Annotated in this window: 24 protein-coding genes, 1 tRNA gene and 1 other RNA gene; 16 read left to right on the forward strand and 10 right to left on the reverse strand. The window is 36.3% G+C overall.

Features of this window, described 5'->3' with window-relative positions; translation table 11 throughout:
- The first annotated feature begins 13 nt into the window (after nucleotides 1-13).
- The 6 genes from FFM51_RS06375 (at nucleotide 14) to FFM51_RS06400 (ending at nucleotide 4,782) form a co-directional block, all read left to right on the forward strand.
- Nucleotides 14-859 (forward strand): alpha/beta hydrolase, encoded by an 846-nt coding sequence (locus FFM51_RS06375; protein WP_137597806.1) that lies wholly within the window; start codon nucleotides 14-16, stop codon nucleotides 857-859.
- A gap of 169 nt (nucleotides 860-1,028) precedes the next feature.
- Nucleotides 1,029-2,384, forward strand: coding sequence for a gluconate:H+ symporter (locus FFM51_RS06380; RefSeq protein ID WP_137597807.1), 1,356 nt, complete (start codon nucleotides 1,029-1,031; stop codon nucleotides 2,382-2,384).
- 132 nt (nucleotides 2,385-2,516) lie between these two features.
- Nucleotides 2,517-3,230, forward strand: coding sequence for a glucosamine-6-phosphate deaminase (nagB, locus tag FFM51_RS06385; RefSeq protein WP_137597808.1), 714 nt, complete (start codon nucleotides 2,517-2,519; stop codon nucleotides 3,228-3,230).
- A 284-nt stretch (nucleotides 3,231-3,514) separates the two neighbouring features.
- Nucleotides 3,515-3,871, forward strand: a complete 357-nt coding sequence (locus FFM51_RS06390) for a hypothetical protein (RefSeq protein WP_137597809.1) — start codon at nucleotides 3,515-3,517, stop codon at nucleotides 3,869-3,871.
- 64 nt (nucleotides 3,872-3,935) lie between these two features.
- Entirely contained in the window at nucleotides 3,936-4,244 is a 309-nt protein-coding gene (locus tag FFM51_RS06395; protein ID WP_137597810.1) for a hypothetical protein, read from the forward strand.
- Nucleotides 4,245-4,710: 466 nt separating this feature from the next.
- Nucleotides 4,711-4,782, forward strand: a tRNA-Asn gene (locus FFM51_RS06400).
- Nucleotides 4,783-4,818: 36 nt separating this feature from the next.
- On the opposite strand, the gene FFM51_RS06405 is transcribed toward FFM51_RS06400, so the two are convergent.
- Nucleotides 4,819-5,418 (reverse strand): TMEM175 family protein, encoded by a 600-nt coding sequence (locus FFM51_RS06405; protein ID WP_137597811.1) that lies wholly within the window; start codon nucleotides 5,416-5,418, stop codon nucleotides 4,819-4,821.
- 175 nt (nucleotides 5,419-5,593) lie between these two features.
- On the opposite strand from FFM51_RS06405, the gene FFM51_RS06410 reads away from it, so the two are divergent.
- Together FFM51_RS06410 and FFM51_RS06415 are read left to right on the forward strand one after the other, a co-directional pair.
- The gene (locus FFM51_RS06410) at nucleotides 5,594-7,474 is read left to right on the forward strand and encodes an acyltransferase family protein (protein WP_137597812.1); all 1,881 of its coding nucleotides are present in this window, start codon (nucleotides 5,594-5,596) and stop codon (nucleotides 7,472-7,474) included.
- A 79-nt stretch (nucleotides 7,475-7,553) separates the two neighbouring features.
- Entirely contained in the window at nucleotides 7,554-8,021 is a 468-nt protein-coding gene (locus FFM51_RS06415) for a universal stress protein (RefSeq protein ID WP_137597813.1), read from the forward strand.
- 69 nt (nucleotides 8,022-8,090) lie between these two features.
- Here FFM51_RS06415 and FFM51_RS06420 read toward each other — a convergent pair whose 3' ends face one another.
- Nucleotides 8,091-8,900: a LicD family protein gene (locus FFM51_RS06420; protein WP_137597814.1), complete on the reverse strand. Its 810-nt coding sequence runs from the start codon at nucleotides 8,898-8,900 to the stop codon at nucleotides 8,091-8,093.
- 132 nt (nucleotides 8,901-9,032) lie between these two features.
- Here FFM51_RS06420 and FFM51_RS06425 point away from each other — a divergent pair, with 132 nt between their 5' ends.
- The 3 genes from FFM51_RS06425 (at nucleotide 9,033) to FFM51_RS06435 (ending at nucleotide 11,147) form a co-directional block, all read left to right on the forward strand.
- Nucleotides 9,033-9,476 (forward strand): MarR family winged helix-turn-helix transcriptional regulator, encoded by a 444-nt coding sequence (locus tag FFM51_RS06425; RefSeq protein WP_137597815.1) that lies wholly within the window; start codon nucleotides 9,033-9,035, stop codon nucleotides 9,474-9,476.
- Nucleotides 9,477-9,575: 99 nt separating this feature from the next.
- Nucleotides 9,576-10,376: a Cof-type HAD-IIB family hydrolase gene (locus tag FFM51_RS06430; RefSeq protein WP_137597816.1), complete on the forward strand. Its 801-nt coding sequence runs from the start codon at nucleotides 9,576-9,578 to the stop codon at nucleotides 10,374-10,376.
- Nucleotides 10,377-10,406: 30 nt separating this feature from the next.
- Entirely contained in the window at nucleotides 10,407-11,147 is a 741-nt protein-coding gene (locus FFM51_RS06435) for an SDR family oxidoreductase (protein ID WP_137597817.1), read from the forward strand.
- 175 nt (nucleotides 11,148-11,322) lie between these two features.
- Here FFM51_RS06435 and FFM51_RS06440 read toward each other — a convergent pair whose 3' ends face one another.
- A complete protein-coding gene (locus FFM51_RS06440) occupies nucleotides 11,323-11,751 on the reverse strand; it encodes a hypothetical protein (protein ID WP_137597818.1) in 429 nt (142 codons plus the stop codon).
- Nucleotides 11,752-11,974: 223 nt separating this feature from the next.
- Here FFM51_RS06440 and apf point away from each other — a divergent pair, with 223 nt between their 5' ends.
- Nucleotides 11,975-12,565 (forward strand): aggregation-promoting factor, encoded by a 591-nt coding sequence (apf, locus tag FFM51_RS06445; RefSeq protein WP_137597819.1) that lies wholly within the window; start codon nucleotides 11,975-11,977, stop codon nucleotides 12,563-12,565.
- 123 nt (nucleotides 12,566-12,688) lie between these two features.
- Nucleotides 12,689-13,059: a transfer-messenger RNA gene (gene ssrA, locus FFM51_RS06450) on the forward strand.
- Between the two features lie 169 nt (nucleotides 13,060-13,228).
- Here the strand turns inward: ssrA and FFM51_RS06455 are convergent.
- The 6 genes from FFM51_RS06455 to FFM51_RS06480 form a co-directional block, all read right to left on the reverse strand.
- Nucleotides 13,229-14,380: a tyrosine-type recombinase/integrase gene (locus tag FFM51_RS06455; protein ID WP_137597820.1), complete on the reverse strand. Its 1,152-nt coding sequence runs from the start codon at nucleotides 14,378-14,380 to the stop codon at nucleotides 13,229-13,231.
- Between the two features lie 139 nt (nucleotides 14,381-14,519).
- A complete protein-coding gene (locus FFM51_RS06460) occupies nucleotides 14,520-14,885 on the reverse strand; it encodes a hypothetical protein (RefSeq protein ID WP_137597821.1) in 366 nt (121 codons plus the stop codon).
- On the reverse strand, nucleotides 14,878-15,300 hold the full coding sequence (locus FFM51_RS06465; protein WP_137597822.1) for a hypothetical protein: 423 nt from the start codon (nucleotides 15,298-15,300) through the stop codon (nucleotides 14,878-14,880). Before FFM51_RS06465 ends, FFM51_RS06460 begins: the two co-directional genes overlap by 8 nt.
- 66 nt (nucleotides 15,301-15,366) lie before the next feature.
- On the reverse strand, nucleotides 15,367-16,134 hold the full coding sequence (locus tag FFM51_RS06470) for a PH domain-containing protein (protein ID WP_223875905.1): 768 nt from the start codon (nucleotides 16,132-16,134) through the stop codon (nucleotides 15,367-15,369).
- A gap of 59 nt (nucleotides 16,135-16,193) precedes the next feature.
- Nucleotides 16,194-16,694: a toxin gene (locus FFM51_RS06475; RefSeq protein ID WP_137597823.1), complete on the reverse strand. Its 501-nt coding sequence runs from the start codon at nucleotides 16,692-16,694 to the stop codon at nucleotides 16,194-16,196.
- A 3-nt stretch (nucleotides 16,695-16,697) separates the two neighbouring features.
- Complete coding sequence (locus FFM51_RS06480; RefSeq protein ID WP_137597824.1) at nucleotides 16,698-17,042, reverse strand: helix-turn-helix domain-containing protein; 345 nt, start codon at nucleotides 17,040-17,042, stop codon at nucleotides 16,698-16,700.
- Nucleotides 17,043-17,328: 286 nt separating this feature from the next.
- Here FFM51_RS06480 and FFM51_RS06485 point away from each other — a divergent pair, with 286 nt between their 5' ends.
- Together FFM51_RS06485 and FFM51_RS06490 are read left to right on the forward strand one after the other, a co-directional pair.
- A complete protein-coding gene (locus tag FFM51_RS06485) occupies nucleotides 17,329-17,523 on the forward strand; it encodes an XRE family transcriptional regulator (RefSeq protein WP_137597825.1) in 195 nt (64 codons plus the stop codon).
- A gap of 14 nt (nucleotides 17,524-17,537) precedes the next feature.
- Complete coding sequence (locus FFM51_RS06490; protein ID WP_137597826.1) at nucleotides 17,538-17,777, forward strand: hypothetical protein; 240 nt, start codon at nucleotides 17,538-17,540, stop codon at nucleotides 17,775-17,777.
- Nucleotides 17,778-17,998: 221 nt separating this feature from the next.
- On the opposite strand, the gene FFM51_RS06495 is transcribed toward FFM51_RS06490, so the two are convergent.
- Complete coding sequence (locus FFM51_RS06495; RefSeq protein WP_137597827.1) at nucleotides 17,999-18,196, reverse strand: hypothetical protein; 198 nt, start codon at nucleotides 18,194-18,196, stop codon at nucleotides 17,999-18,001.
- Nucleotides 18,197-18,247: 51 nt separating this feature from the next.
- Here FFM51_RS06495 and FFM51_RS06500 point away from each other — a divergent pair.
- Nucleotides 18,248-18,744: Rha family transcriptional regulator (locus FFM51_RS06500; protein WP_137597828.1), on the forward strand; the 497-nt coding region annotated here is incomplete at its 3' end.

Consider the following 18,744-nt stretch of genomic DNA (forward strand, 5'->3'; position numbering starts at 1 on the left):
AAGGTTTGACATAATGCATAAAAAAGGTTGGTTGTTGATAATCAGTTGTTTGTCGATATTATTATTGGTAGGTTGTAGTAAAAATGCTACCCAACATTCCAATAAAAAAGTAACGCAGCCGGTGCCAACTATTTTTGTTCATGGACTCATGGGGTCACATAAGTCGACCGACAAAATGATTACGGCAATGCAAAAAAACGGTCAAGCTAAGAAAATTATGACAATTAATGTTCAAGCTGACGGGAAACTAAAGAGAATTGGCAAGTATGATCATCAGGTCAAAAGGCCAATTATTCAAGTTAATTTTGAGAATAATGAAGCTAGCATTCAAACACAGACAAAGTGGTTAACTGAGACACTGCATTATTTGAGAGTTAAACAGCACGTAAAACGATACAATGCTGTTGCTCATTCGGCCGGAAATATTACGTTAGTTGAGACTGAGATGAAAGCAACAAAGACAATTCCGCAATTAAAACGATTAGTAATCATCGCTGGTCCGTTCAATGGTGTAATTGGGATGAACGATGCAGCGAATACCAATCAACTACAAAAAAATTATCGACCAAAGATTATTTATCCTGCTAATGATTGGTATCCTAGTTATGAACAACTGCTATCCTGGCGGCACCATTTCCCAGCCAATGTTAGAATATTGAATATTTATGGCGACTTAGGGGATGGATCCCATTCTGACGGAATGGTGACTGAACAATCTGAATTGTCCGTGAACTATTTATTGCGTGGGTTACACGATTCGATTAAAAACGTAAAAATTACCGGTCAAAATGCAGCACACAGTTCGTTACATGATAATCAGACAGTAAATCGTCAATTAATTAAATTTTTATGGAATTAAAATTAAGCTTGCAACCGCAGTTGGTTGCGAGTTTTTTTAGATGTTATTTAAAGAAAAAAGAAATTTATTTGCAGCGCTTCCATTGAATTATGAAAAAGTTTTACATATAATGGTACGTATCGTTGTCAAAATGATGAATTAATATTTTAAATAAGAGAGAAGAGTAGTCATGCAATTTCTAGTTTTATTGGTCAGCATTATCTTGTTGTTGATCCTGATTATTAAGGTCAAACTTAATACCTTTGTTTCATTAATTGTTACCTCAATTGTTGCTGCACTATTGTTGGGAATGAATCCGGCGGATATTGCAACTTCAGTTAAAGATGGGATTGGGAGCTCATTAGGGGAATTAGCAATTGTTTTTGGTTTTGGTGCTATGATCGGTCGGCTGGTTTCAGATGCTGGTGGGTCATATCGGATTGCAAAAACTTTAATTGATAAGTTTGGAAAGAAACATTTGCAAATTGCGATTGTGGTTGCGTCCTTTATTATTGGGATGTCGCTATTCTTCGAAGTTGGCCTTGTTTTACTTATTCCAATTGTCTTTGCAGTCGCACTTGAAGCGGAGGTTCCATTACTTTATTTGGGGCTATCGATGGCTGCCGCATTGTCAGCAACACAAGGATTTTTACCTCCACAACCAGCTCCAACAGCTGTAGCAACGGCCCTTGGGGCAAATATTGGCCAGGTGTTACTGATTGGAATCGTTGTTGCAATTCCATGTGTTATCGTAGCCGGACCGCTATTTACTAGACTGGCTCAATGGTATGCTCCAGATGCATTTGTGATTAAAAAATCTTTGCCAGCATTTGGTGAGGTTAAAGAATATGATTTAAAAGATACTCCAAGTTTTGGCCTATCAGCTTTGACATCGTTATTTCCAGTGATCTTTATGGCACTGACTACAATCTACTCGATGGTGTTTGAAGGCGGTAAAACGCCGACACATCCACATGGCTTTTCTGCTTTTATGACCATGATTGGAAATCCAATGATTGCAATGGTAATTGCTTTACTGTTTGCAATGTGGTCAATGGGAATTCATCGTGGTAAAACGATGGGTGATATCGGCAGAACGCTTGAAAATGCTATGAAATCAATTGCCATGCTATTAATGGTTATTGGTGGTGGTTCTGCCTTTAAACAAGTTTTAATTGATGGAGGAGTTGGTAAAGCAGTTCAGGATGCTATGACACATGCTAACCTGTCGCCAATTCTTTTAGGCTGGTTAATTGCTGTTTTGCTACGAGTATCACTGGGGTCTGCTACTGTAGCTGGAATGACAGCTGCAGGGCTTGTAACGCCTCTAATGCATACACTTGGAGCCGATCCTGTTATGATGGCTTTAGCGATTGGAGCGGGTTCTTTAGCTGCATCTCATGTTAATGATGCTGGTTTTTGGATGTTCCAAGAATACTTTGACCTAAGTGTTAAACAAACGCTACAAATTTGGACAGTGCTAGAGACTGTTATTTCAGTTGTGGGACTACTAATGGTACTGTTGTTAAATATGATTTTACATTAAAATAAATTGATCAAAAATTTGGAACGAGCTTGCTTGTTTCAAATTTTTTGTTTGTTTTATAATAATTAAGTTGCAAAATAAAAGGTGATACGTTATTATTGGACTATACCAATAATATATGGAGGACGTCTAATGAAAGTTAAAATTGTGGCAGATCCAGCGACTGGTGGACAATCGGGATACGATATGTTTGCTGAAGCGTTAGAAAATGGCAGCAGTGTCTTTGGATTGGCAACTGGGAGCACACCAGTTTCAACATATGATCAAATTACAGCTAGTGACCTTGATTTTAGTCAGTGCATCTCAATTAATTTAGATGAGTATGTTGGTCTAGCACCCACTCATCCACAAAGTTATCACGCATTTATGCAGCAGCATTTTTTTGATAAAAAACCATTTAAAAAATCATATGTTCCTAATGGTTTAAATCCGGATGAACATGATGAAGCGCAGCAATACGAAAAATTAATCGCGGCAAACCCAATTGATTTTCAAATTTTAGGTCTTGGTCGTAATGGACATATCGGGTTCAATGAGCCCGGGACTTCATTTGACTCGATTACACATCGAGTTGCGTTAACCCAATCGACAATTGATGCCAATGCTCGATTCTTTGATAATGAACACGAAGTCCCTCGTTATGCTTATTCGATGGGAATTGGAACAATTATGAAGTCTAAGCAGATCTTGATTGAAGCATATGGCGAAAATAAGGCACAGGCAGTACATCAGATGATTGAAGGGCCTGTTACTGAAGATGTTCCTGCAAGTGTGCTACAGCGCCATCCTAATGTGACTGTGTTGATTGATCAAGCTGCTGCCATTCAATTAACTGGTGAGTACTAATAGGAATAAGTTTTGGTTTAAATGATTAAGTTTAAATATTTGCTCTAGCTATGATCATAGTGCGCGAGGTTATCAATATTAAAAGTCTTGTGCACTTTTTTATAAATAGTTCTTGACAGCGCTTTCATAAAAGCATATTATAATGAGCGTAAGGTATTAAGTATTTACCTTCTAATCAATTCTCTTTCTCTCTTATGCCAATCACCGTTTTCCCAAACGGTGATTTTTTTTACGTAATCAAAAAAATATTTTTAGATGTTAATGTTTGAATGAAGGTGCATTTAATGATAACAAAAATTAATGTAATTGGAGTAGTTCAATATGCTTTTGGTCAATCAACGCTATTTATGGGGGGTGTTGTTGACTCGGCTCTGGAAGAAAGATATGCGCGTCATTTAGCGAAAAAATTAAATGAATATGGGGTAACAATCGAGGTTGTTGCTAACCATGAATTTGGTGAACTTCCAAGTGGGGCAACACCGGATACTTTGTGGGTTATCAATCGAAACGTCGTGAGTTCTTTAAAAACAGAATTATTAAATAAACAATTTATAGTTGCTGAACATGGGGATGTATTTCGTGCAAATCCAAATGCTGTAGCCCTCAAAGTAGTCCAATTAATTCAAGCGCAGGATCACTGATTACTTTTGACTTTGGTGGTTTGTTTAGCTAAAATTATATGTTGTATATAAAGGGGAGATCAGGTTGGCACAGGACGAGACATTAGATTTAATTGAGGAAATTACTCGCACAGACGGAACAAAGTATAGAGAAATCGGCAACATGGTTCAAAATGGCCGGGCTGAGTTAGCCGTAGAACGAGGCTTTTTAAAGGAAGTTCGTATTTTACAATTAAATATTCCCCATTCTCAGAATGTTGCTAAGTATGAACAATATGTTAATGATAATTTTGTGATGCAAGATGAATCAATGGATCATTGGGATGAATGGAAAAAAACACCAGCGGCAGAACAAATGGTAAGTGATATTTTGACGGAAAATCATATTGGATAAATAGAGTGTGAGCTGGGCCGTTAAGATGTCGTAGACTAAACCAGAGCTGGTAATTAATAAATTGGTTTGGGATTTATTGATTACCAGCTCTGGTTTAGTCCTAGACATTTGGCCCAGCTCACACGTTTCAAAATAGGAAATGTAATAAATTGGTTTGGGATTTATTGATTACCAGCTCTGGTTTAGTCCTAGATATTTGGCCCAGCTCACACGTTTCAAAATAGGAAATGTAATAAATTGGTTTGGGATTTATTGATTACCAGCTCTGGCTTAGTCCTAGACATTTGGCCTAGCTCACACGTTTCAAAATAGGACACATCAGTGCGGATTTTGAAAAGTAGAAATGCCTAAATAAAAGTAACAAATAGGGAACCGTATTTTTGAGATTATTGAATAAAAATTCAAAATAGGGGTTTACATGTTAGTCGTTTATATGGTATAAATATTATTGTTGATTTTTACTAATTGCCCCGTAGTTCAGTGGTAGAATAGTTGACTGTTAATCAAAGGGTCGTAGGTTCGAATCCTACCGGGGCAGTACTAAGCACTCCTAGTCGATAGGAGTGCTTTTCTTTTACAGTTTATTACTTGAACGTAAGTAAGCAAATGTATGAAAAATAATACCGACACATAGTAGGCAAGCACCCGTTACAAGTGAAAATGGAGTTATGATAATTGCGAGTCCATAAATGATAACACTACGGACGGGGTCCAGTTCGATGGAGCGGTAAATGTTTTTTTGATTGGATTTTAAGTCCGGATGCTTTTTGACGTACCAATAAAGTAGTTCGAATGATGCTGAAATCAATAGAGCTACGATATCATAGATAATAAAGGCTGTTTTCATATCATCAGTGTTTCCAGAAGCAACTGCTGTGGCTACTAGGTTGGTGGGATAATCTACTAGGGTGATAGTGAATAAAACAAACAAGTTGATTAGATTCAAGTTACGATCAATTCTTGTTAAATTAGAAAAGTAGTCATGGTGAAAAAGCCACAAGGTTCCAACATATAAAAAAGAAACAATATAGGCCATTAAAATTGGCCACTGTAAGAGTACGGCACTCGTTAAATGGCCTTTTGAAAAATCCGGGACGTGAAATTCTAATACCAAAATTGTGATTAGAATAGCTAGAACACCATCACTAAAGGCTTGTAAACGATCTGGTTTCATATTATTACTCCTTTTAAATTATTCTAGCTTGATTGTGCATTACTTATTAATACATGTAAATAATAAGTCGAAAAGAATTTTAACTTTTAAGCTTTTAGCTGTTTAAAAGATTAGTAAATGACGTATAATAGTTGGTGTTGGATTTGAGCTATAGGAAACAATAGGAGGAGCTGGCATGCAGCCAGAATTTGAACAAAATCAGTTAGGTCTCCGGTCAGAGAGACGACGCTATATCACAGGATTTGATGGTTTAAGAACTTTGGCGGTTGTGGGAGTAATTGTTTATCATTTATTACCCGCTACCCTACAAGGTGGATATTTGGGTGTACCGATCTTCTTGCTGATTACCGGTTATTTGATAACTAATCAGTTAGTTAATGAGTGGAATAGAACAGGGAACCTGCGACTAGGTCATTTTTATTGGAAAAGAATAACGCGGCTATACCCAGTATTAATTACAATGTTGATTACGACAACTGCCTATATTACGTTATTTGAACGCAACTTATTGCGTGATATTAGAGGGACTATTTGGACTAATCTTTTGTATGTATACAACTGGTGGGAAATTGGACACGGTCAATCTTATTTCGATCGTTTTGCTGGTGAATCACCATTTACGCATTTATGGACATTGGGAATTGAGGGACAGTTTTATTTAATTTGGCCATTGGTGTTAATCGGTTGCTTCTTGGTATTTCGACGACGGGCGCTGATTGGATGGTTTACATTGGGATTGGCAATCGTTTCCGCTATTTTAATGGCGGTATTATACAATCCAGGTAATATCAACCGAGTTTATTATGGTAGTGATACGCGTGGCTTCGCCATTCTACTAGGTGCTTGGTTAGCATTTATCTGGCCAATGAATAGTTTGAGTAAACGGATCAGTCGATCGGCTAGTTTATTTTTAGATGCGATTGGAACAGTCAGTGCACTTATATTAATTTATGGTTATTTTCAGTTATCTGGGCAAGCTGATTTCACATATCATGGCGGAATGTTCCTAATTACGTTTGCTGGGATGTTATTAATGGGTACAATCGCACATCCAGGCAGCCATATGAATCGTATTTTTAGTAATCCAGTATTCAAATGGATTGGCGATCGTTCATATGGAATTTATGTTTATCAATATCCGGTCTTAGTTTTTTATGAGCTTCGGGTTAAGAATATGGCAGACCACCCAGTTTGGCATGCGTTAATTGAGTTAGCAATTATTTTAATTATTAGTGAGCTATCGTATCGGTTTATTGAATCACCATTACGATTTTACGATTGGACCAATCTTGGAACAACAATTAAAGGATGGTTTAGTACTAAGAGTGTTTGGAGACATTGGTTAGTAATTATTCCAAGTTTGATTGTGACTGTGATTGCTGCAGTGGGGATGGTACAACAACCAACAAAGGCCGAACCAAACAAACTACAAACACAGCTTGAAAAGAAAAATAAAGCAACCAAAGCGCACAATGAAGCCATCAAAAAAGGGACTGCCACAAAAAGTACAGATACAAGCGAAGCAAGCACATCGGTTGAAAGTACTTATTCATTAACAAAAGCTCAAGTTGAGCAAGCAAAACAAATTAAAGTAACTGCAGTCGGAGATTCTGTCCTTGCAGATAGTTCTTCTGATATTCAGACGGTATTACCCAATGCATATGTTTCTGCTCAAGTTGGCCGGCAGGTATGGCAGACGCCTGGAATCATTCGAGACCTAGCATCCAAAGGACAGTTAGCAGACAATGTGGTTTTGAACCTTGGAACTAATGGGGCATTGAATTCACAATCGGTCAAGAATGTTTTAGATGCAATCGGACCCGGACACCAAATCTACTGTATTACGGCACATGTGCCAACAAAAAATTGGCAAGGAACAGTTAATAATATGATCAAAAAAACTGCTCGCCAGCATAAAAATGTTCACGTAATTGACTGGTATCAATATAGTGAAGGCCATGCGGATTGGTTTTCTGCAGATAATGTTCATCCTAGTGTTAAGGGGAACGTTCAATTTGCTCGTTTAGTAGTCACTGAACTGTTAAAAAATAACTAATTAATAAGACTACGAAAGTAATTTAAATTGTGTTATTGTAACTACGTAGTGTAGAACCACGTATTCAGGAGGTTTGATGATGGGAAAGCGAGAAATTGATTTTGATGTCCAACCGATGACATTTAAAAAAATATTAGTTGCGGTGGATGAGGATGATTCTAGTTCTTCACGGAAGGCCTTTAGTTATGCTGTTACATTGGCTAACTCATATCACGTTCCCCTTGGTATCGTGACAGTGCTAGAAACTCGGGACTTGAGTATCTACGATAGTTTGCAACCTGATGTGCTGGAACAGCGACGGGAAGCAATGGCAAGCTCAATTGATGTATATGTTAAAAAAGCGCAAGATTTTGGTGTGAATCATGTAAATGGTTTTATTGGGGAGGGTAAACCTGGTAAGGTAATTGTCCAAAATACGATTCCGGACTTCGAGCCAGATTTACTGGTTTGTGGTTCAGAAACCAAGGATAAAAATAGTATTTTTATTGGTTCTCAAGCTAGTTACATGGCTCAGAATGCACCTTGTTCTGTAATCGTAGTTCGCTAATAGTATCAAAAAGTCAATCCACGATTTCTAGAGAATGCTCTAAAAATCGTGGATTGACTTTTTTTACTGCTATTCGATAGATTCACCATTGATGGTGATTTCTTTAAAGTGTTTTTGAACTCGTTCGTTTTTGGGTGGTAATTGCATATAGTCGCCGTACATTCTGGTTAAAATTTGATCATAGTATTGCGGGATGCAAACGTTTAGGTGTTCAAATGGGTGCGTGGTAATAGTTGTAAGTTCGGTCGCCGTCATTATTTCTCGATCATACTTATATTGAGAAGCCAAATTTTTGAATTCGGTAGTGTGTGTGTCAGAAAATTGTTGCATAATATCATCGCGCTTATGTTTCAGTTGGCGAACTTCGTTATATTGTTTTGTAGACAGAGGGCGGATCATTTTTCGCAATGGGTTATCAATTAAATGGTACCCTAACCGTAATATAATGGAGCTATCATAGAACTTAAACTTAGTCATTTGAGCAGTTCGCTCACTACTGGTGGGTGAAATCGCATCAAAAGGGAAAATATCAATAAAAATCCCCTTTTTGGCATTGTTGATGTTGTTAATTTCTTGAATATTAGTATCTAAATCCAATAATTTGGCATAACTAAGCCCATAGTTACGGTCGGTATATGGTGTTTGTAAAAAGTAACTGGTATGAGATAATGTGGTTGGAGCCACTTTTAAGAGCTGATTGTAGTCTTTTCGTGGCATTCCGATATCTAAATCATCATCCCAAGGGATGAATCCTTGATGTCTAATGGATCCTAATAAAGAGCCACCAATTAAAAAATATGATAGCGAATATTGATGACATAACATAATGAAAGTTTCTAGTAGGTTTAATTCTACATCATGAATTGGTTTAAGTTTCAAAGTTAAGGCCCCTAAAAATTAATGTGTTGACAGAATCAATTTAGTGTATCATATTCTAAGCTAGAATAAAATTAAGCGTTATATTTTTGGCTTGGTATTATTATTTTAAATAAAACGTAGTGAGGTGAGTTTATGGCTTCGGAAGATTTACTAAATAAAGCAATTAGTTTATATATGTCGACCCTAAAATCGTTGGATAGCTTCATTTCAGAGCCAGCGGCCAAATATCATTTGTCATTTGAACAGTACCTGATTTTGCATGATGTTGCAACCCAAAAAAAGGTTATGTTAATGGACATTGCTGAAACACGGCAGGTTACGCGCAGTGCAATTTCACGACAAATTAAAGTATTATTACGTCATAAGTATATCTATCAGAGAGCAGACCCCCACGATCGAAGACGCTTATTCTTACATTTAACCAAAACGGGTAAGCAAGTTGAGGCAGAAATTAGCCAAAATGTAACGAAACGGTTTAGCAGTTGGGTTGATGTATTTGGGGAAGATAAGGCTCAGGAAATTTTGGACTTTATTGAAGATTTTGATCGTAAAATCGTAAAGACAGATGAATCTTAGTATTTTAACGATGCTGGCACAAATAATCAATTTGAGCCAGTTTTTATTTTTGACTTTTAATGCTAAGATAGTTGCTAGAGGTAAGGGGGGATCACCTAGATGATCAAAATGATTGCACTGGATTTAGATGGGACGTTATTGACCAGTGACAAAAAAATAAGTGAGCGCAATGAGCATGAGCTTAAAATCTTAGCAAAACAGGGTATCAAAATTGTTTTATGTACTGGTCGTCCAATTAATGCAATTTGGAAGTACATTGAGCAACTTGGCCTGACAGGATTTGATGATTTTACTATTACATTTAATGGCGCGTTGGTTATTCAAAATCCACAGCGAAAAGTATTAACACAGCAAGGAATGTCTAAACAACAGTTAGAGTTACTCCATGATTTTGGTTTAAACCATCATTTGCCGCTTGATGTGTTGGATTTTGACGCAGTTTATCCGTTGACTGATTTGACACCATCAATTTATCAGCAAATGTTAAATGCTAAAATAGATTTTATTCCAACTGACTTTCAACAATTACAAAATCATCCTTATAGTAAGGCAGTGATGGCTGATCAACCAGATGTGTTGAATCAGGCGTTTGCAGAGTTAACACCTGAAATGTTTACTCATTATCATATTGTGCGATCACAACCTAAAATATTGGAGTTCTTGGATCACGATATGGATAAGGCGGTAGGGCTAAAGTCGTTGTTAGCCCATTATAATTGGACGTTTGATAATTTAATGACTTTTGGGGATGCCGAGAATGACTTGGGAATGTTGAAAGCAGCCAAAGTTGGTGTTGTTATGGATAATGGCTTACCAGCCATTAAGGAACAAGGGACGGATGTTACATTAAATAATGATCAAGATGGTGTGGCCGTCTTTTTAGAAAAATATTTTGGTTAAGCATGATTTTAATGAAAGAAGGATTTTTAAATGAGTTTAAAAGATAAGGTAGTTGTTATTACAGGTGCTTCTAGTGGAATTGGCGAGGCAACAGCTAAAAAATTGGCCGATGCAGGGGCTAAAGTGGTTTTAGGAGCTCGGCGAATGGATCGACTTGATCAATTAGTTGCTCAAATCAAACAGTCTGGTGGTCAGGCAGTTGCACAGGCCACTGATGTAACAGACCAAGAACAGGTAAAAAGTTTGGTTGATCTAGCCGTGAATGAATTTGGTCGGTTGGACGTGTTGTACAATAATGCAGGGCTAATGCCAATTTCTGAATTACATTTATTAAAAGTATCTGAATGGGAAAAGATGGTTGATGTTAATATCAAAGGTGTATTGTACGGGATTGCAGCCGCATTGCCAGTGATGCGCAAACAAGGCGGTGGTCAAATTATTGCGACTGACTCCGTTGCTGGCCATGTGGTACATCCTAATACTGCTGTATATGCAGGAACAAAGTTTGCTGTTCGAACAATCATGGAGGGCTTGCGTCAAGAGGAAAGTCAAAACAATATTCGTTCAATGATTGTGTCACCGGGAGCAGTTGAAACCGAGTTATATTCAACTATTACTGACGAGCAGACTAAGCAAAATACTTATGATAGTGAACGTTCAATTGGCTTAAAGTCTGAAGATATTGCTAACGCTGTGGCATATGCAATTGATCAGCCAGATAATGTCAGCATCAATGAAATTTTATTGAGACCTACACAACAAAAGTTATAGAGTGTGAGCTCCTGCTTATAGGAGTCGGAGTGTAACTTAAAAATATCCTGCATCTAATTCGTTTTGTGAATTAGATGCAGGATATTTTTGGGTTACACGCAGACTTCTGCAGGTGGCGAACACGTTTCACCAACAAAGCAGTGCGAAAAAAGCTAAAACACAATTAAATATTTTCCTATTGGCGCTCATTAACTGATCGAATTAAATCATCTACAATAATTTGTTTATTCATTTCAGTAGTATCCATTAATGATTTATTAGTTAAAAAATGTTGCATTGCAGAAGTTTCCGTTAGGGTGACATAATAATTGTCTGTAGTTGTAACGAAACGACTAAACTTAGCAGCTTCGTTTTGCAATTGTGACTTAGATAAACCAAAATGTTCGATTAAATCGTTAACTTTATCTTTACGCTGGTGAATTAAATTAAGCAATGTAATTAAAAAGATAATTTCATTACTGGCAATTCGGGCCATTTGAATTGATAATCTGATGTTATCGATACCTCGATTGAGGTTTTGCTGCCGGTTATAATGATCAAAATCAGTTTTAATTTCTGCTAGCAATGTATCAATTTTTTGTAGAATCAGTTCGTTACTATTCAAGAATTGATAACCTCCTTGTTAACAATATCATACCTTAAAAGTAGAGAAATGACGAGTCATATAAATTGTAGGTTATGGAACAGGTATATTTCAATTTATTACAAACAACACAAAACTAATCAAAAAAGAAAACTCTCTGTTACATATTAGTAATATCTATCAGGTATGATACTATTTGCTGATGTAAATAAACTCAAACTTAAAAAGGATGGTTTTTTAATTTATGAATTTACGAAAGAATGCTCTTAAGTTTTCTGCTACAACAATCGGTGCAGTTGCCTTTGGTACAATTGCTGTTGCAACAAACGCCAGTGCTGATGAAATCTACACAGTTAAATCTGGTGACACACTTTCAGAAATTTCTTACCAATACGCTAAGGATACCAGCATGGTTAACGACTTAGCTAAGAAAAACAACATTGCTGACATTAACTTAATCTATGTTGGCCAAAAATTAATGATTACAACTGACGGTGAAATTCGTCAAGCAACACAACAGGAAGTCCAAACTACTCCTGCAGCACCATCAAGTAACCAAACAACTACTAGTTCTTCAAGTGCTAGTTCAAGTTACACAAGCCAGACAAGTGGTTCAGATGCATCTGCTAAGGCATGGATTGCAAACCGCGAATCAGGTGGTTCATATACCGCAAGAAATGGTCAATATATTGGTAAGTACCAATTAAGTTCAAGTTATCTTAATGGTGATTACTCAGCTGCAAACCAAGAAAAAGTTGCTGATTCATACGTATCAAGTCGATATGGTTCATGGTCAGCTGCTCAGTCACACTGGTTGGCTAACGGCTGGTACTAAACTTAAATTTTAGCTTAAATGGAGCCTCTTTGCTAAGAGGCTCTTTTTTGTTTCACTGGAATGATTCCAGGCAGTTTGATTGGACCAAATGTATATTTATGGTAAGATACTTGTTGTAAATACGGGGATGTTTATGGATTCGACAGGTATAGGTTGAGTTTTGACTGCGCTTCGAAGGTTGCGGCTTCGTTAAAACGCTCAGTTTATTATAACTGCAAAAAATAATAACAATTCTTACGCCTTAGCTGCTTAATAACCAGCTGACGTAGATCCGTCCGAGTTCGTTCACGGTTCGATCGCGGGTCCTAAATTTAGTGAACTTACGCTAGTAGCTTCCGTCTGGAGTAGCTAGAAGAGATTAATCAGGCTAGTCAATTAATAAAGCCCTGATCAGCGGCGTTTTAGTTGGCGAATTTTAAATAGTTGAGATATGAGCGTAGAGGTTGGAATGGCGATATGCTTGGACAGGGGTTCGACTCCCCTCATCTCCATGATAGGGTTTCATAGGTTTCATTACTTTTCAAGAATGCCGATACGTCGGCATTCTATTTTTTTGCCATTGAATAGATTTCAATAGAAGTTAATCAAAAGTTAATCAAAAATCGACCAAAAACATTAATATCTAATATTCCCATAAACAAAAAATAGCCTATCAAAGGCTATTTAAAAATTGACATATTTAGCAAATTTTTGACCAGTTTCCATTTTCATTTTCTTGGTAACGTGAGTGTAAATATTAGCCGTTGTTTGGTAATCTGCATGACCCAATCTGACTTGGGCTTCTTTGATGGTTACACCAGATTCAAATAACAGACTGGCATGAGTGTGCCTAAATCCATGTACTGTAATTGGATCTAATTTAGCCTTCTCTGCATTAGTTATAATCCATTTACGTGGTTTAGCAGGTGACAGAAATTTATTGTTTTCGTTACTGAACATTAATTGTCTGTTGTCAATCTTGTTAATTCCTAATGCTAATAATTCACGTTTCTGGACGGTGCGCCAATGTTTCATTTCTTGTAAGGTAATGGGGTCAATATCTAGCGTTCTAACGCTTGCTTTTGTCTTTGGAGGCTCAATAGATAGTGTTGAACCTGTACCGCGTGAGAGAGCCTTATTTATTCTTAGAGTACTATCGTGAAAATCAATGTCTGACCAATTTAATGCAATAGCTTCGCCTTTACGAATACCGGTGAAAGCTAGTAATCGTAAGAATGCATAAGCTTTTTCATTTTTACTTTGTTTGACGGTTTCTAGAAATACTTTTAATTCATCCGCTTCATAGAAATTAACATCTTCATCCTCTGTAATTGTATTTTTCGGGCGAGGCACAATAATGTTCAGAACGGGGTTATTATCTACAATATGTCTGTTAACAGCAAACACAAATACCCGGGAGACATTATTCTTATATTCACGGTATTTCGTGTAACCATCTTCATACCAATCATTTACTAGTTCCTGACAATCCTTGATCGATATTTTACCAATTTTCTTGTTGCCAAATTCAGGCAGAATGTGAAGTCTAAATTGTGTTTGGACTTTAACAAACGTAGATGCTTGAACTGTATGCTTGTATTCATCCAACCAATCATTGGCTATTTCTTCAAATAGTCTGTTAGGGTCGGTTTCGTTCAATGTGTCCTGTTTAAAACTAGCACGCATTTGGATATAAGAATCGGTTGCTGCAGGTTTACTTGTAAATCCACGCCGTGTTTTTATTACTTTCTTTCCAGTCCGTGGATCGGTACCAACATATCCATTCCAATACCATAACTTAGTACCTTTAGATTTGTAGCTGGTATACTTTACCATTATGGATCATTCCTTTCATAGACTTGAAAGACGGTACCCAAACACGTAAAATGAGTATATAAAAGGTATCGCATTTCAATGCGGTTTTTATTAGTAGTCATATCCCTGGACCGGCCAAAGTTTAGGGGATATGGCTTTTTTATTTAAAAAATGTAATTAATCCAACAGTTGCAGAAATAATTGTAATTGCAGTAAAAATGTACCAAACCTTCTGAATTGCAAATTTTGTGTTTATACTTTCAAACTTTGTATCGATATGTGCTTCCATTAAATCTATTTTGCTACTAATTTTATCAATTGCATAGTCAAGTTCCTTGTGTGTTACATAGTCGTTTTTCATCCCATTACCTCCATCATTGTTATTTCCACTAATTATATCATGATTGCTAGTTTGAGATGAGTGCTCCAAGACTAAATTTGACTGATTATCATCATGAATTGTGTTTGCTGTGATGGTCAAGTGATCTTCCAAAGGAATAATCTTAGAACTTTCGCTACTACTCATGTTCAGTACCGCTCTTTACGACAAAATATGAATTCACTTCTTCCAATTTTTTTTCATTATCAAAAACGGTTAAAGTGGCTTTAAATATATCATGTTCAATAACAGAAATAGCAGGAGTTTTGACTTGAATTAAACTGCTAGCTTGTGTTTTTTCATCATTAGTGTATTTCTCATCAGTCAATTCATTACTGTTTATTGAAAATGTATTTTGAGAATTAAGTAAAAGTATTTCTTTAGAATTTGAAATCTGAGTAATTACCTGGTAAGGGTAATCAACATTGAAATTAAAAAATAAGGTTTTAAACGTAAAAGAATAATTCGCGGGAAATTGTTCAAATTCAACGGCTCCAACGGGATTATCATTATTATCAACGCATGCAAAAAAACCTATCTTTTCTTTGTATTTTTCAGTCATATTATTCCTTTCATATAGCACATTCCTTACCTTAAGCGGGAGGGGGATGTGGACTTTTTTATTTGATTAAATATTTAGTAACTGTTTCTTTTTCGCATCGAATTCATCTTGAGTTAAGATCCCTTCATCGACTAATGATTTCAATTCATGAAGTTGATCGGTAATTGATTTTGCTAGTTTATCGCTAGAAGACTGAGAATTATTTTGTGATGGGTGCATAAACTCTTTTCTTGCTGATTTGATCGCATCAATCATTTTAGGTGCAGTTTCTTTCATAACGTTCTTGACTTCTGTTTTAACTGCTCCATTTACAATAGAAATAGATCCCATAAGCATACCTTTTTCATAGTTTACAGAATTGACCATATCAAGAGGTATTTCAGTTGATTTAATACCGTATACCATTCCTTTATCAATGAATATAATACGTTCATCGGTACATACCATTAAGACGGTATTGCCGTCCACTAAACCGCTTGTAGCATATTTTACTGTTTCATCATCATTCAAAAGTTCAGGCAAAGCACTGACCTCTTTTTTTGTTCCCCAAAGATCAGAAACTCCAGCCTGTTCAAAATCATTTTTTATCTTATCAGTACGTTTCTTAATGCTTGAATTTTCTTCAGCTAGAAGTATTTCTTTTAAGTTTTCTCCATTTTGTAGTGCTTCAATCACTCGAGAAGCTTCCAATTTTTCAGCATATTTAACAGGGTCACTCACTGAATTAAAACCAGCTTGTTTCCAATGTGGCTTGCACATATATCCACCTACTAATTTTATTTGTCCGGTCATAACACCAATTTTTTCGTTATCAACTACGCATAGCTTTGCCATTACATATCACTCCCAATAGTTTCACCGAGTTTAGAGTCATCTGTGTTAGGGACTATAGGTTATTTGGCTTTTCTGTGGTCATCAGTCTTATAAAACTGAATAGTATCATTAATGATCGCTGTATACCCATTATCTAATTTGATTGGACCATCAGTAGTTTCCTTAAAATATTCGATTACGTTGTGCAGGAACTCTTGTGGGACGTCTAGTTCTTCAGCGATTTCATATTCTGATTCAGTACCTGAAATATAACACTCGAATAGTTGATCCATAGTCACTAACTGTTTATAGGTGAGACCACGAGCTTTATTTTCCTGCTTGATTTGATCCGTTGAATTTTGTTTTAATATGACACCATAACTGGTCATCATATGTTTGAATTCTTCAACCAACATCATTTTTTTATCAATTTCAGGTTGATTGCGTTCAATGAAAATGAAGGGTAGATCATGACGCATTGCAAACATTCCATAATCACCAGTATTTTCATACAGGTCACATTCTATAACAGTGACCACATTATTAAACTGTTCAATTAGCTCATCAAAAGTAACTGCCATATGCTAGTTTCCTTTATTTTTCTCGTCATAAGAATCGATTAATCCATCAAGGTATGCTTCTATTTTATTTAGTTCTTCATCAGTAACTTTATGATCTCGATTGGCAGCATGAGCCGCTAAAGTTGTGAATCGACTATTTACTGGTTCATTGGGCACATCAGTTCTACCTAGTAAATAATCTGTAGAAACATTGAAATAATCAGCAACTTTTTCTAATTTATCAACTGATGGTTTGCTTTTCTTCCATGCATAAAGTGAATTTCTACTAAAACCAAGTTTTTCTTCTAGTTCTACAATTGATACGCCTTGTTTTTCAGATAGCGTTTTTACAATTTCAAATGTTGTCATCATTAAACCATCCTTGAATACAGACAAGTTAAATAATTTTATAGAAAAACAGTTGACATCTACAAAACTTTATAATATACTCATCTTGTAAGCTAATTTGATAGCAAAAAGGCCAATATAAAAGAGCTAACTAAAACCGTTCCCCAACGATCAATAGCTTTTAATGGCTTATTTAACTATGGGTACAGTCTACAAGACTATGTAGAAGTAGTCAATATATTTCAAAAATTAATTAATTTAAATTATCAAATTAGCTTACCTAAATTAAACGAAGGGAGGAGCAAATATGCCGGAAACATTATCTGGGCGAGAACTTATTCGTAAATATTTGGACGAAAATGAAATTTCAATTACAAGCCTTGCTACCACGTTTGGAGTTGGAAAAATGTACATGGTTCAGGTATTAAACGGAGAACGTCACTCTGCAGCAGCAAATCAATTGGTTTTGAAAATAATTGACGCATTCAAGATCCGACCATAAAAGGAGGTTATCACATGGACGACAACAGACTTTACCAAACCGTTTTAGAGGCCGTCAATGAAGCATTGGGTGCCAAGCATGAATGGTTACGTAAGCATGAAGCTATTAAACATGCTCATGTGGCTAACAACACATTTGATAAATGGATCAAAAATGGTGGGATTTATGCACGATACATTGAAGGTGTGCAGTTGTATGACAAGCATGAGATTGATGAGTTTATCAATAGTCATCAGGTTAAGGAAGTGGTTTAGATGTATGAATGGATTGCGCAAAATGGTGGTCAAATCATTGGAATTATCAGTGTTGCATTGCTTAGCGGTGGCATTGGCTACCACTGGCAGAAACATGATTTGTTTGATTAAGGAGGGAATAAATATGAAGTTAACAATCGAGGGCAATTCAGATGATATTAAAAAAGTGCTCCAAGCTATTAGTGGTAGCGAGGAACACGATAATAAAACCAAAAAAAACTTTATTTCTTAGGTTCTGATAGAACGTTAATGTCACCTTTTACTGCTGCAAGGATATAAGCAAACTGATTTGCTACAAAATCTGCTTTTAAAATAGGCATTTTGTTTGCACCGTTACCAAGTTTTAATCCTGCATTGTGATTAATCATTGCAATGGTTAATTCTGCAGCGATTTCTTTATCGGATTTTTCAGTCATCATAATTCACCTCACTTTCAAAAATAATTATCTCAAATAGAAAGGAGCACCACAATGAACGATTTAGTAATTATGAAAGAGCAACAAGCAGTAACTAGTAGCTTGCAAGTTTCAGAAACGTTTAGTAAAGAACACAGAAATGTACTAAGAGATGTAAAGAATCTCACTGCTCAAAATTCAGCAGTGAAAAAATATTTTTTTGAAGATACGTATATCAATAGCCGCGGACAAGAATATCCAATCATCTATATGAATCGTGACGGTTTCACGTTATTGGCTATGGGCTTTACTGGCAAACAAGCATTGGCTTTCAAACTCAAGTACATCAACGCATTCAATCAAATGGAACAACAGATTGAACAAACAGGTGGTTACCAAGTACCAACTAATATGGCCGAAGCATTGAGACTAGCAGCTGATCAGGCTGAACAAATTGAAGTATTAAAGCCTAAAGCACTATTCGCTGACGCAGTAGCTACCAGTCACACATCAATTTTGGTCGGTGATCTAGCTAAGATTTTAAAACAGAACGGTGTTGAAACTGGTGCACG

This window comes from Paucilactobacillus kaifaensis, assembly GCF_005405145.1.
In the GTDB taxonomy this organism is placed as follows: domain Bacteria; phylum Bacillota; class Bacilli; order Lactobacillales; family Lactobacillaceae; genus Paucilactobacillus; species Paucilactobacillus kaifaensis.